Origin of the sequence: Kitasatospora sp. NRRL B-11411, assembly GCF_000721345.1 — a bacterium.
Lineage (GTDB): Bacteria > Actinomycetota > Actinomycetes > Streptomycetales > Streptomycetaceae > Kitasatospora > Kitasatospora cineracea.
In genome coordinates this window covers 1-11,740 of sequence record NZ_JOGH01000160.1, presented here as the reverse complement: position 1 = coordinate 11,740, position 11,740 = coordinate 1, and the positions used below count along the sequence as shown (strand labels likewise).

Genomic DNA, 11,740 nt, shown 5'->3' with positions numbered 1-11,740 from the left:
GGCGGGGGCGGCGGGGTGGCGCGGCGGTCGGTGGGTGGGGGCGGGCGCAGACTGCGGGGGTGACCAAGACATCAGGTGGTTCTCCGTCAGGCACCCAGCGCAACGAGATCGCGGGGATTCCGACCCGGTACATCGGGATCGGCGTCATCGTGGTGCTGGCGGTCTGGTTCCTGTTCGCCAACCTGGACAAGGTGAAGATCCAGTTCTGGGTGTTCACCGTCACCTGCCCGCTGTGGATCGCACTGCTGGCGACGCTGCTGGCCGGAACGGCGCTGGGCTGGCTGCTGAAGGGGCGGCGCAGCAGGTGACGGCCCCGGGGGAGAGCACGGGGGCGTCGGCGGCCGGGGCGCCGGGCGGGTCGGCGGGGGAGCCGCTGATCGAACTGCGCGGGGTGAACAAGCACTTCGGTGCGCTGCACGTGCTCCAGGACATCGACCTGACGGTGGGCCGGGGCGAGGTCGTGGTGGTGATCGGCCCGTCCGGGTCGGGCAAGTCCACGCTGTGCCGGGCGATCAACCGGCTGGAGACGGTGGAGAGCGGCAGCATCCTGATCGAGGGGCAGCCGCTGCCCGCGGAGGGCAAGGGGCTGGCGAAGCTGCGCGCCGAGGTGGGGATGGTGTTCCAGTCCTTCAACCTGTTCGCGCACAAGACGGTGCTGCAGAACGTGACGCTGGCCCAGGTCAAGGTCCGCAGACGGGGGAAGGCCGAGGCGGAGGCCAAGGGGCGGCAGCTGCTGGAGCGGGTCGGGCTGGCGGCGCACGCGGCCAAGTACCCGGCGCAGCTGTCCGGCGGCCAGCAGCAGCGGGTGGCGATCGCCCGGGCGCTGGCGATGGACCCGAAGGCGCTGCTGTTCGACGAGCCGACCTCGGCGCTCGACCCCGAGATGATCAACGAGGTGCTGGAGGTCATGCGTTCGCTGGCCGCCGAGGGCATGACCATGGTGGTGGTCACCCACGAGATGGGCTTCGCCCGGTCGGCCGCCAACCGCGTGGTGTTCATGGCGGACGGGCGGATCGTCGAGGACCGCGTCCCCGAGGAGTTCTTCGCGAACCCGCGCAGCGAACGGGCCCGGGACTTCCTCTCCAAGATCCTGAAGCACTGAGGTGGTTCGGGTGAGGAAGAACGTCGTGCTGTCCGTGCTCGTCCTGCTGGCCGTGCTGGGGGGCCTGTCCGGCTGCGGCAAGGAGGGCACCCCGCCGCCGAAGGGCCCGCAGCCCAGCGCGCTGCCCAGCTACCAGGTGCGCAGCAGCGACACCGTCACCGGTTCGCCGACCCTGGACGCGGCCCGCTCGCGCGGCCACCTGGTGGTCGGCGCCAAGGAGGACCAGCCGTACCTGGGGCAGAAGAACCCGGCGACCGGCGAGTACTCCGGCTTCGACATCGAGATCGCCAAGATGGTCGCCGCCGACCTGGGCTTCGCCCCCGAGCAGATCGAGTTCCGCACCATCGCCTCCGCCAACCGCGAGACGGCGCTGCAGAACGGGCAGGTCGACTACTACGTGGGCACCTACACCATCAACGCCAACCGGAAGAAGCTGGTCGGCTTCGCCGGGCCGTACTTCATCGCCGGGCAGGCGCTGCTGGTCCGCAAGAACGAGACGAAGATCAACGGCCCGCAGGACCTGGCCGGGCGGAAGGTCTGCTCGGCCGCCGGGTCGACCCCGTACCAGCGGATCCAGCAGGACTACCCGCAGGCGAAGTTGATCGGCTACGACACCTACTCGGCCTGCGTGGACAACCTGATCACCGGTCAGGTCGACGCGGTGACCACCGACAACGCGATCCTGCAGGGCTACGCGGCGAAGGTCCCGGACGAGCTGAAGATCGCCGGGCAGCCGTTCTCCAAGGAGCCGTACGGCATCGGCGTGCCGAAGAACGACACCGTGCTGCGGCTGGCGCTGGACGACGCGCTGCAGCGGCACGAGCAGAACGGCGACTGGAAGAAGGCGTACGAGGCGACGCTCGGCCTGTCCGGGGTGCCCGCGCCCGAGCCGCCGCCGATCGACCGCTACCAGTGAGGCCGTCACCAGTGAGAGCACGACCGGACAGGCCGCTACCAGTGAGCAGGGAGGAGGACGGGTGAACGTCCTGACCGACAACTGGTCCACGTACTGGCACGGGTTCCTCGGCACGCTGTGGCTGACCCTGGTGAGCGCGGCGCTGGCGCTGGGGCTCGGGGTGGTGGTCGCGGGGTTCCGGGTGTCGCCGGTGCGGCCGCTGCGGGCGTTCGGCACCGGGTGGGTGACGGTGCTGCGCAACACGCCGCTGACGCTGCTGTTCTTCATCGTGGTGCTGGGGCTGCCCCGGTTCGACATCACGCTGCCGTTCTTCACCTTCGCGGTGCTGGCGCTGGGCTGCTACACCTCGGCGTTCGTCTGCGAGACGCTGCGCTCGGGGGTGAACACGGTGCCGGTCGGGCAGGGCGAGGCGGCCCGCAGCCTGGGCCTGACGTTCACCCAGACGCTGGGCCTGGTGGTGCTGCCGCAGGCGTACCGCTCGGTGGTCGCGCCGCTGGGCAGCGTGATGATCGCGCTGGCGAAGAACACCGCGATCGCGGGTTCGTTCAGCGTGGTCGAACTGCTCGGCACCTACCGGACCATCAACGAGCTGGGCTACGGCATCGTCTGGACCTTCGTCTGGATCGCGGTCGGGTACCTGATCCTGACGCTGGCGATCAGCGCCCTGTTCAACCTGCTGGAGCGACGGGTGGCGGTGTCCCGATGACGGCCGGTGCCCCGATGGCGGCAGGTGCCCCGATGACGGAGGTGTTCCGATGACGGTGGAGTCCTCCGCGCTGTACGACGTGCCGGGCCCGAAGGCGCTGGCCCGGCACCGGCTGTACGGGTGGCTGGCGCTGCTGGTGATCGCCGCCGTGATCGGCTGGGTGGTCTACATGCTGTTCCACACCCAGCAGTTCACGTACCAGAAGTGGATGCCCTTCGAGTACAAGGGCGTTCAGGAGCTGCTGCTGCGCGGGCTGGCCAACACCCTGAAGGCGTTCGGCTGGACGGTGCTGTTCGCGCTGCCCTTCGGTGCGCTGTTCGCCGCCGGGCGGCTCTCCGACCACCGGGTGGTGCGCTGGGTGTCCACCCTGGTGGTGGAGTTCTTCCGGGCGATGCCGCTGCTGGTGATGATCTTCTTCATCTTCGTCGCGCTCAAGGCCCCGCCGATGTGGGCGCTGGTCGCCGGGCTGACGCTGTACAACGGCTCGGTGCTGGCCGAGGTGTTCCGGGCCGGCGTGCTCGCGGTGCCCAGGGGGCAGCGGGAGGCGGCGTACGCGCTGGGGCTGCGCAAGACCCAGGTGATGGCGTACGTGCTGGTGCCGCAGGCGAACCGGGCGATGCTGCCGACCATCGTCAGCCAGCTGGTGGTGGCGCTCAAGGACACCTCGCTCGGGTTCCTGATCACCTACGAGGAGTTCCTGCACGCCGGGAAGCTGATCGCCACCAACCTGGACTACGACCTGCCGTTCATCCCGGTGGTGATGGTGATCGCCCCGGTCTACATCGGCATGTGTCTGCTGCTGTCCTGGTTCGCCAAGTGGCTGGAGCGGCGCGGGCGGCGCAGCCCGAAGGCGAAGGGCGGCGCGCCGGTCGCGGCGGCCGGACTGACGCCCGACCCGCAGGGGTAGCGGTCGGTGACCGGGCGGGTCGGCTAGGGTCAGGAGGTCCACGATCGGTGCCGACCTTCCCAGGAGTTGCCGGATGTCCGTGCTGCCCAGCCGCCAGGGCCTGTCCGAGGCCGAAGTGCTCGACCGGCGGGAGAGCGCCGGCGGCGAGGTGGTGCTGCGGCGGCGCGGCGGGCACTGCGAGGTCATCGTGAACGGCTGCTTCCTGATGGACACCGTCGACGGCCGCTCCGAACGGCTGCTGGTGCAGGCCGCGCTGGACGAGCTCGCGGCGGTGGCGCGCCCCAGCGTGCTGATCGGCGGGCTGGGCGTCGGCTTCTCGCTGGCGCACGCCGCCGCCGAGCCGCGCTGGGCGCGGATCGCGGTGGCCGAGCGGGAGGCGGCGATCATCGACTGGCACCGCACCGGTCCGCTGGGCGCGTTCTCCGCCGGGGCGCTGGACGACCCCCGGGTCGAGGTGCTGCACACCGACCTGGTGGCGTACCTGGCGGCGGGCGGGGAGCGCTACGACGCGCTCTGCCTCGACATCGACAACGGGCCGGACTGGACGGTCGGCGCCGAGAACGACCGGCTGTACGGGCCGGCCGGGCTGGCGAGCGCCGCCGCCCGGCTCAACTCCGGCGGGGTGCTGGCGGTGTGGAGCGCCCAGCCGTCCGCCGCCTTCGAACAGGCGTTGCGCGAGGCCGGGTTCACTGATGTGCGGACCGAGGAGATCCCGGTCGAGCGCGGCGTGCCGGATGTCGTCCACCTGGCACGCCGCGCCTGAACCCGCCTGCTACTTCAGGCCGTTGGCGAGCGCCGTCATCAACTCGCCGTTGGCGGTGTCACCGTCGAAGGACCAGATCATCGCCCCGGCGAGGCCCTGGTCCTTGATCCAGCCGGCCTTCCGGGTGATCTCCGTCGGGTCGTCGTAGGTGTAGAGCACGGTGCCGTTGTAGAGGTAGGCGTGGCCGGCCGCCTCGTCCCGGTAGAGGGTGTAACCGCCGCCCGCCAGCTTCTCCTTGAGCTTGTGGTAGTCCTCGAAGCCGTTCTCGTAGCTGCCCGGCGCGGGGCCGGTCGCGGTCTGGAACAGGCCGTTGGTGCTGCCGCGCGGCACGCCCGTCCAGCCGCGGCCGTAGAACGGGACGCCCAGGGTCAGCTTGGACTTCGGGGCGCCGCCGTTGACGTACGCGTTGATGGCGATCTCCGAGCTGAACCGCCGGTCCGGGGTGGACGGGTCACCGGCGGCGACCCGCAGGGCGGACTGCTGGTTGGTGGTCGTCTCCCAGGCGCCGTGGTAGTCGTAGCCCTGGACGGTGGCGAAGTCGAACGCACCGAACAGGCCCGGGATGTCGATGCCCGCGGTGATCTTCGCCGGGTCGGCGGGCAGGAAGGCGCTCAGCGTGTAGTGCTTGCCGGTGGTGGCGCCGAGGGCGTCCAGCTGGCGGCGGAACTCCTGGGCCAGCAGGGTGTAGTTGGCCTTGTCGGCGGGGCGGATCACGTTGCCGAGGTGGCCCTCCGAGTTCGGCCACTCCCAGTCCAGGTCGATGCCGTCGAAGATGCCCGCCGCCGAACCGGCGCCGCCGCGGCCGTCGATCACCGGCAGGTTGCCCTTGATGTACAGGTCGATGCAGGAGGAGACCAGCGCCTTGCGCGAGGCGTCGGTGGCCGCCGCGTCGGAGAACCACTTGCTGTAGGACCAACCGCCCAGCGAGATCTGCACCTTGAGGTTCGGGTACTTGGCCTTGAGCTGCTTGAGCTGGTTGAAGTTGCCGGCCAGCTTCTGGTCCCAGGTGTCGGTCGTCCCGGCCACCGAGGTGCCCGCGTCCCAGCCGCGCCCGAAGTCCGCCCAGGCGTCGCCCGCGCCGTCGCCCGCGTTCGGGTCGGAGTCGTTGCCCGCCGCCTTGTTGGTGAGGAAGCACTGCTTGGTGGACGGGTGGATGTTGGCGAACGCGTAGTTCAGGTAGTCCAGCTTCGCGGCGCTGCCCGAGGTGTCCAGCCGCTTCACGCTGTAGCCGCGGGCGTACACCGACCACTGGGTGAAGTAGCCGATGGTCAGGCCGGTCCGCGGATTCACCTTGCCGGTGCGCAGGGTCACCGGGTTGGAGGCCGGGGAGGTGTTGCCCGCCGCGTCCCGGGCCTTCACGGTGAAGGTGTACGGGGTGTCGGGGGACAGGCCGGAGACGGTTGCCGAGGTGGTGGGGGCGGCGACGGTGAGGGCCAGCGTCCCGCCCTTGTACACGTCGTACGCCGTCACCTCGACGTTGTCGGTCGCCGCGCCCCAGGCCAGGCCGAGGCTGGTGGCGCCCGCCGAGGTGCCCACCGGGGTGCCGGGCGCGGAGGGGGCCACGGTGTCCGGCGGGGGCGGGGTGATGTCCACCGTCGCCGGGGCGGAGGCCGCCGAGCGGTTGGCGGAGGTGTCGAACGCGACCACGGTGAAGGTGTGCCGGCCGTCGGCCAGGCCGCCGATCGTCACCGCCGTGCCGTCCCCCGTCACCGTGGAGACCTTGGCCGCGCCCTCGTACACGTCGTACCCGGCGACCCGCACGTTGTCGGTGGACGCCGTCCAGGACACGGCGGCCCGGCCCGGGCCGGACTGCGTCGCGGTGACGTCCGTCGGGGCGGTCGGGGCCTGGTCGTCGCCGCCGCTGCCGTCGCACGGCTTGCCGTTCAGCTTGCAGTTCCTCGGCTCGGCGAACGGGCCCGAGTAGGCCACGTTGAAGCCGAAGTCGTACGAGGCGCCGGGGGCGATCTGCGGCTGCCAGCCCGGGTTCTTGACGGTGACGTGGGAGGCCGCGGCGGTGTACGTGGCGTTCCACAGCGAACCGAGGGCGTGGTTCGCGGGGAGGTCGAACTCCAGCGTCCAGCCGTTGATCGCGGTGCTGCCCGCGTTGGTGATGGTGTAGCCGCCGCCGTAACCCGAGCCCCAGTCCTGGTCCTTGTGGAAGACCGCGGTGGGCTCGGCGGCGTGCGCGCTCCGGGCGGGGAGGGAGACCGCCAGCAGCGGGGCGAGCAGGCTACCGACGGCGAGCAGGGGGAGGCGGTACCGACGTCTGCGCATGAAGGGCTCCTGTCCGGGAGCGGCGCCGCGCGAGGCACGCGCGGGCAGGCTCCACTGCCTGTGGGGAGGAGGGGTTCGCGTGTGCAGGTGCGGATCGAGCAGGCCGCGGCCCGGTGGGCCCTGGCGGGCGGGCGCGGGCGGCGGACTCCTTGGCCGTCGGGGAGCCCGGGAGTTCCTGTGTCATTGGAGGGTAGGGATCGGGTAATGGAATGGCAATAGGTCTGGACCATGCGGAAATTGCCGCAAGGGGACGGGGATTGGGGGTTTGAGCGGCGGTTCCTCCGGGGGTGCGGACGCGGTGGAAATCAGGTGACGGACCTGGGTGGGAGGGGGCGGAGTGAGGGTGATGTGTGTGACACGCGTTCCCAATCGCGCGGTGGGTGCGGCATGATCATTGGCATGCTCGAACGTGAGATCGAACTGCTGGCCCAACTCCTCGAGGAGTTCGGCGCCCTGCGGTTCCCCCCGGGCTGGTACGACCGGGAACCCGGTGGCACGAGCCTCGTCACCCTCGCCACCACCCTCACCGGCTGCACCGTCGCCGCCCTCGACGGCCCGCTCGCCGACCGCCACCGCGAACACCTGCGCCAGCGCCGCGCCCTGCTCGCCGACCTGCTGCCGGCCGTCGCCGCCGACACCTACGCCACCAGCTACTTCGTCACGCTGTACCGGATGGCCGTGCTCGCCGAGGAGGTCGACGACCGGCGGGCGGTGGAGGTGAACTGACGGGACGTCGGGGGTGGCTGCGGCTGTGGCTGCGGCTGTGGTCGGCGGCCGACTGTCGGGCCGCGGGCGGTCAGGCCGGGCGCAGGACGGTGCGCAGCCGGTCGATGCCCTCGCGCCAGTCGGTGGACAGGTCGGTCTCGTCCCAGAGCTCGGCCAGCTCGGAGTCCGCGCCCAGGACGCGGTCCAGCGCGGCCACCGCCAGCGGGCGCAACTCCGCCGGGAACGGCGGCAGCGGCTCCTGCGGCCCGTACGCGGTGGTGACCGGCTCGCCGCCCGGGCACTGCGCCGCCACCAGCGCGGCGGCGGCCACCGCCTGGAGGGCCACGTCGGAGTCCAGGTCGTCCTCCTCCCCGGCGGCCTCGGCCAGCACGGCCCGGATCAGCTCGGCGCGCTGCGCCGGGGCGGTCTCGTCGAGGCTGCCTCCGAAGTCGGCGGCGGTGTCGTTGTCGAAGTGGCCGGTGTCCCAGGCGCCCATGGTGTTTCTCCTCCTGTGGTGGTGCGGCGATCTTCGCAACGGCCGCTGACAGTGGGGGTGGGGAGGTTTCGGGGTGGGAGGTTTCGGGGCGAGGGGCGAGGGCGGTTCCGGGACGGGAACGCGAACGGCGAGCCGGGGTCGGCTCGCCGTTCGGTGGTGCGGTGGTGCGGTGCTACGGGGGATCAGCCGAAGGGGCTGGCCGGGGGCGGGGGCGGCGGAGCCTGGGGCTGGGCCGGGGCGGGGGCGCTGGGGGCGGCCGCGCCGAACGGGTTGAAGTCCGGCGGCGGGACCTTCACCAGGCGGCCCTTGGTCGGGTCGGCCTCCTCCGGCTCCTCGGCCTGGCCCGCGGCGGGCGCGGCCGGGGCTGCGGCGGCGAAGGGGTTGAAGTCCGCCGGGGGGACCTTGACCAGGCGGCCCTTGGTGGGGTCCGCCTCCTCCGGTTCGGCGGCCGGGGCCGGGACGATCGGCGGGGCGCTCGGACGCGGGGGGATGTTCGCGGCCGGGGCAGGGGCGGCGGTCGGAGTGGTCACGGTGCCGAACGGGTCGGACGGCTCGGAGGAGAGCGTCGTCCCGAACGGGTCGGCGGCGGCCGGACGCGGGGTCGGAGCCGCCGGGGCGGGGACCGGTGCGGCGGGCGCGGCCGGGGCCGCGGCGGCGGGTGCGGGGGCGAGGGAGGCGAAGGGGTTGAAGTCGGCCGGCGGGACCTTGACCAGGCGGCCCTTGGTCGGGTCGGCCTCCTCCGGTTCGGCGGCCGGGGCTGCCGGGGCGGGCGCGGCCGGGGCCGCGGCGGCGAAGGGGTTGAAGTCGGCCGGGGGGACCTTGACCAGGCGACCCTTGGTGGGGTCCGCCTCCTCGGGCTCCTGGGGCGGTGTGGGAGCGGCCGGTGCCGGGGCGCCGAAGGGGTCGCTGCCCGCGAACGGGTCGCTGCCTGCGAAGGGGTCGGCGGCGGCCGGTGCGGTGGGTGCGGTCGGGGCTGCCGGGGCGGGTGCGGGGGCGAGGGAGGCGAAGGGGTTGAAGTCGGCCGGGGGGACCTTGACCAGGCGGCCCTTGGTGGGGTCGGCCTCCTCGGGCTCCTCGGCCGAGGCCGGGGCTGCCGGGGCGGGTGCTGCGGCGGCGAAGGGGTCGCTGCCTGCGAAGGGGTCGGGTGCGGCCGGGGCGGCGGGCGCGGCCGGGGCCGCGGCGGCGGGTGCGGGGGCGAGGGACGCGAAGGGGTTGAAGTCCGCGGGCGGGACCTTGACCAGGCGGCCCTTGGTGGGGTCGGCCTCCTCCGGTTCGGCTGCCGGGGCTGCGGCCGGTGCCGAGGCGGCGAACGGGTCGCTGCCTGCGAAGGGGTCGGCGGCTGGGGCGGTGGGTGCGGTCGGGGCTGCGGCGGCGGGTGCGGGGGCGAGGGAGACGAAGGGGTTGAAGTCGGCCGGCGGGACCTTGACCAGGCGGCCCTTGGGCTCCCCGTCCTCGTCGATCGGCGAGGCAGGGGCCGGGGTGGGCGCCGGGGCGGCGAACGCGTCCGTGGAGGCCAGCACCGGGGAGGCGGTGCTCTGCGTGGGCAGGTCGCCCGGGGCCGGGGTGCCGAACGGGTTGAAGTCGGAGGGCGGCACCCGCACCGCCGTGCCCGGCGGGTTCTCGGGCTGCTCGGGCGCAGCGGCGACCGGCACCTGCACCTGCACCGGCGGAGCGGGTGCCTGGGCCTGGGCGGGCACCGGCGTGGGCGCGGGTGCGGCCGGGGGCGCGGCGGCCGGCTGGGCGGGGAGGGCCCGTCCGACCGGTACCGGGGTCGGGGCCACCGACACGCCGTCCCAGGCGAGTTGGACGGTGCAGAGCAGGTCGGCGAACACCTCGGTGTACACGTCCCAGTCCTCGGGGTCCGAGGTGGTCAGCTGGACGGTCAGCACGGTGGCCCCGTCCGGCATCGGCAGGAACGCCTCGACCACGGTGCTCACCACCCGGCCGCTCGGGTCCTCGTCCCGCAGTTCCTTCAGCGCGGGCACGGCCCGGGTCTCCACCAGCAGCGCCGCCGGGCCGGACGGCAGCAGCACCGTCCACACCTCGGCGTACGGGCGCTCGGTGGACAGGTCCACCGCCAACTCCTGGATCGGCTGGGAGCACTGGACGGTCGACACCACCAGCGACACCCGGGAGCGCCGGCCGTTCACCAGCAGCGCGCCGACACCCGCGTACGCGACGTCCGCCGCCGCGAAGTGCTCGGCGAGCATCGCCGCGACCACCGCGAAGTCGTTGCGTTCGGCCGGGGTGCCGCCCGAGAACACCTCCTCGGCGGTCTCCGCCAGGTGCGCGGACAGCGCGTTGCCCGAGCCGCGGACCGTCAGGGTGTGGAACGCGGGCGGCACCACCAGCCGGGCCTCCACGCCGGAGCCGGTCGACAGCTCGTCGGGCGCGACGGTCGTCCGGGGCTCCGCGAGCGCCGCGAGGGCCGGGGTGAACCCGGCCACGGTCTCGTCGTCCAGCCCGACCGGATCGACGGACAGCCGCAGCGCGGCGGCCGACGGCACGTCGGTCAGGCCGAGCGCGGACGCCCCGAAACGCTGGGCCAGCACCGGGACGGCCTCGCGGCCGGCGGCGGCGTTCGGACGGCGGACGCTGGACACCTCGACGACGGTGCCGAGCTTCGGCACGGCGAGCAGGCCGGGGCCGATCTGGCTGATCCGCAGGCCGAACAGGGCCTTGGCGGCGGGGTGTTCGGAGTGCCGGAACGCGGTGAGGGCGTCGGCCTGGTAATGGGTGGCACGGCTGCCGAGAAGTGCGGCGCACGCCGCGTCCAGCGTGGCCGTGATCCGGTCTGCGGCGGCGAAGCCGTCCTGCGTCATTCGCCGAGCCCCCTCGTTCTCGGGTGTGGACAGTTCAGCCAATTCTTATCAGACCGGGACCGTGCGGGTCGGTGGGTTGGCCGGGGGCGACCGGGGCTCAGGGAGCGGGCGGAGCGGCCAGTCGGAACAGGGCCTCGGTGAGGGCCGGGGCGGTGAAGGTCGCGGCGAGATCGCGGACCAGCAGGGCGGTCGGGCCGTCGGGGCGTTCCTCGGCGAAGAACTCGCCGAGCAGGGCGGCCAGTTCCGGGTCCCGGGTGGCGGTGAGGGCGAGCGCGGCGACCAGCTCCTGGACCAGCTGGAGCTGCAGCGTCTCGACCGGGACGGGCTTGTCGGACAGCCAGTCCAGCGAGCTGATCTCGGCGTTGGCGATCCAGGCCCGGACGGTGCGGCGCAGGATCGGGCTGGGCGCCGGCACGCCGAGGTGCAGCAGGATCTGCTCCTGCGCGGCCCGCCGGACCTGGTCGATGACGGCGTCCGCGTCCGGGCTGGCCGCGACCGAACCACCGCGCAGCAGCGCGGTGAAACCGGCCGCGTGGGACTGCACGAAGTCGAGGTAGCGGCCCATCACCCGGTACAGGCGCTCGGAGAGCGGGCCCTCGCCCGGCTCCTCGAACCGCCCGGCGAGCTCGCGCCCGGCCCGGCGCAGCGCCTCCTCGTACAGGGCCTGCTTGCCCGGGAAGTAGTGGTACACCAGCGGGCGGGAGGCGCCGGCGGCCGCGGCGATGTCGTCGATCGAGACGTCCTCGGGCGCGCGGTCCGAGAACAGCTGCAGCGCCACCGCGATGAGCTGCTCGCGGCGCTCGTCGACGCTCAGCCGCCGCCGGGGCGCACGGGCGGCAGGACGCTGTTCCTCCGCGAGGGGGGCCGCGGACGGCGTACGGGAAGCCATGCGGCCCACCCTAGTTCTTCGGACGTGGCGGGGGCGACGAGGAGGAGTGGGGGACGGAGAGGGGGAGAGGGAGAGATAGGGGCGAGTGGGCGAATGGGCGTGGGGGCGGCGAGGAGGGGCGGAGGTGGAGAGAAGGCGTGGCGGGGGCGACGAGGAGGAG

11 protein-coding genes are annotated in these 11,740 nt (G+C 73.2%); 7 read left to right on the top strand and 4 right to left on the bottom strand.

Going from position 1 to position 11,740, the window contains the following annotated elements; all coding sequences use genetic code 11:
- From IH44_RS0136495 to IH44_RS0136470, 6 genes are all read left to right on the top strand, one after another.
- A partial coding sequence (locus IH44_RS0136495) for a LapA family protein (protein WP_232795235.1) occupies positions 1 to 308 on the top strand: 308 nt, incomplete at its 5' end.
- A gap of 65 nt (positions 309 to 373) precedes the next feature.
- Positions 374 to 1,102: an amino acid ABC transporter ATP-binding protein gene (locus tag IH44_RS0136490; protein ID WP_030464132.1), complete on the top strand. Its 729-nt coding sequence runs from the start codon at positions 374 to 376 to the stop codon at positions 1,100 to 1,102.
- Positions 1,103 to 1,112: 10 nt separating this feature from the next.
- The gene (locus IH44_RS0136485) at positions 1,113 to 2,018 is read left to right on the top strand and encodes a glutamate ABC transporter substrate-binding protein (protein ID WP_198545101.1); all 906 of its coding nucleotides are present in this window, start codon (positions 1,113 to 1,115) and stop codon (positions 2,016 to 2,018) included.
- Between the two features lie 61 nt (positions 2,019 to 2,079).
- Entirely contained in the window at positions 2,080 to 2,724 is a 645-nt protein-coding gene (locus IH44_RS0136480; protein WP_030464130.1) for an amino acid ABC transporter permease, read from the top strand.
- A gap of 49 nt (positions 2,725 to 2,773) precedes the next feature.
- The gene (locus tag IH44_RS0136475; protein WP_030464129.1) at positions 2,774 to 3,631 is read left to right on the top strand and encodes an amino acid ABC transporter permease; all 858 of its coding nucleotides are present in this window, start codon (positions 2,774 to 2,776) and stop codon (positions 3,629 to 3,631) included.
- A 73-nt stretch (positions 3,632 to 3,704) separates the two neighbouring features.
- Complete coding sequence (locus IH44_RS0136470) at positions 3,705 to 4,394, top strand: spermidine synthase (protein ID WP_030464128.1); 690 nt, start codon at positions 3,705 to 3,707, stop codon at positions 4,392 to 4,394.
- A 9-nt stretch (positions 4,395 to 4,403) separates the two neighbouring features.
- Here the strand turns inward: IH44_RS0136470 and IH44_RS0136465 are convergent, their stop codons facing one another.
- Positions 4,404 to 6,668 carry a glycoside hydrolase family 18 chitinase gene (locus tag IH44_RS0136465; protein ID WP_030464127.1) on the bottom strand — a complete coding sequence of 755 codons (2,265 nt, stop codon included), beginning with the start codon at positions 6,666 to 6,668 and terminating at the stop codon, positions 4,404 to 4,406.
- 399 nt (positions 6,669 to 7,067) lie between these two features.
- On the opposite strand from IH44_RS0136465, the gene IH44_RS0136460 reads away from it, so the two are divergent.
- Complete coding sequence (locus IH44_RS0136460) at positions 7,068 to 7,394, top strand: hypothetical protein (protein WP_030464126.1); 327 nt, start codon at positions 7,068 to 7,070, stop codon at positions 7,392 to 7,394.
- Between the two features lie 70 nt (positions 7,395 to 7,464).
- Here IH44_RS0136460 and IH44_RS0136455 read toward each other — a convergent pair whose 3' ends face one another.
- The 3 genes from IH44_RS0136455 to IH44_RS0136445 form a co-directional block, all read right to left on the bottom strand.
- Positions 7,465 to 7,869: a DUF4259 domain-containing protein gene (locus tag IH44_RS0136455; RefSeq protein ID WP_030464125.1), complete on the bottom strand. Its 405-nt coding sequence runs from the start codon at positions 7,867 to 7,869 to the stop codon at positions 7,465 to 7,467.
- Between the two features lie 182 nt (positions 7,870 to 8,051).
- On the bottom strand, positions 8,052 to 10,691 hold the full coding sequence (locus IH44_RS41955) for a hypothetical protein (RefSeq protein WP_035957424.1): 2,640 nt from the start codon (positions 10,689 to 10,691) through the stop codon (positions 8,052 to 8,054).
- A gap of 97 nt (positions 10,692 to 10,788) precedes the next feature.
- Complete coding sequence (locus IH44_RS0136445) at positions 10,789 to 11,580, bottom strand: TetR/AcrR family transcriptional regulator (protein ID WP_030464124.1); 792 nt, start codon at positions 11,578 to 11,580, stop codon at positions 10,789 to 10,791.
- Positions 11,581 to 11,740 lie beyond the last annotated feature (160 nt).

Coding starts and splice junctions, on each gene's coding strand:
- IH44_RS0136445 (WP_030464124.1), bottom strand. CDS start 11,580: ATGGCTTCCCGTACGCCGTCCGCGGCCCCCCTCGCGGAGGAACAGCGT.
- IH44_RS0136460 (WP_030464126.1), top strand. CDS start 7,068: ATGCTCGAACGTGAGATCGAACTGCTGGCCCAACTCCTCGAGGAGTTC.
- IH44_RS0136465 (WP_030464127.1), bottom strand. CDS start 6,668: ATGCGCAGACGTCGGTACCGCCTCCCCCTGCTCGCCGTCGGTAGCCTG.
- IH44_RS41955 (WP_035957424.1), bottom strand. CDS start 10,691: ATGACGCAGGACGGCTTCGCCGCCGCAGACCGGATCACGGCCACGCTG.
- IH44_RS0136470 (WP_030464128.1), top strand. CDS start 3,705: ATGTCCGTGCTGCCCAGCCGCCAGGGCCTGTCCGAGGCCGAAGTGCTC.
- IH44_RS0136455 (WP_030464125.1), bottom strand. CDS start 7,869: ATGGGCGCCTGGGACACCGGCCACTTCGACAACGACACCGCCGCCGAC.
- IH44_RS0136475 (WP_030464129.1), top strand. CDS start 2,774: ATGACGGTGGAGTCCTCCGCGCTGTACGACGTGCCGGGCCCGAAGGCG.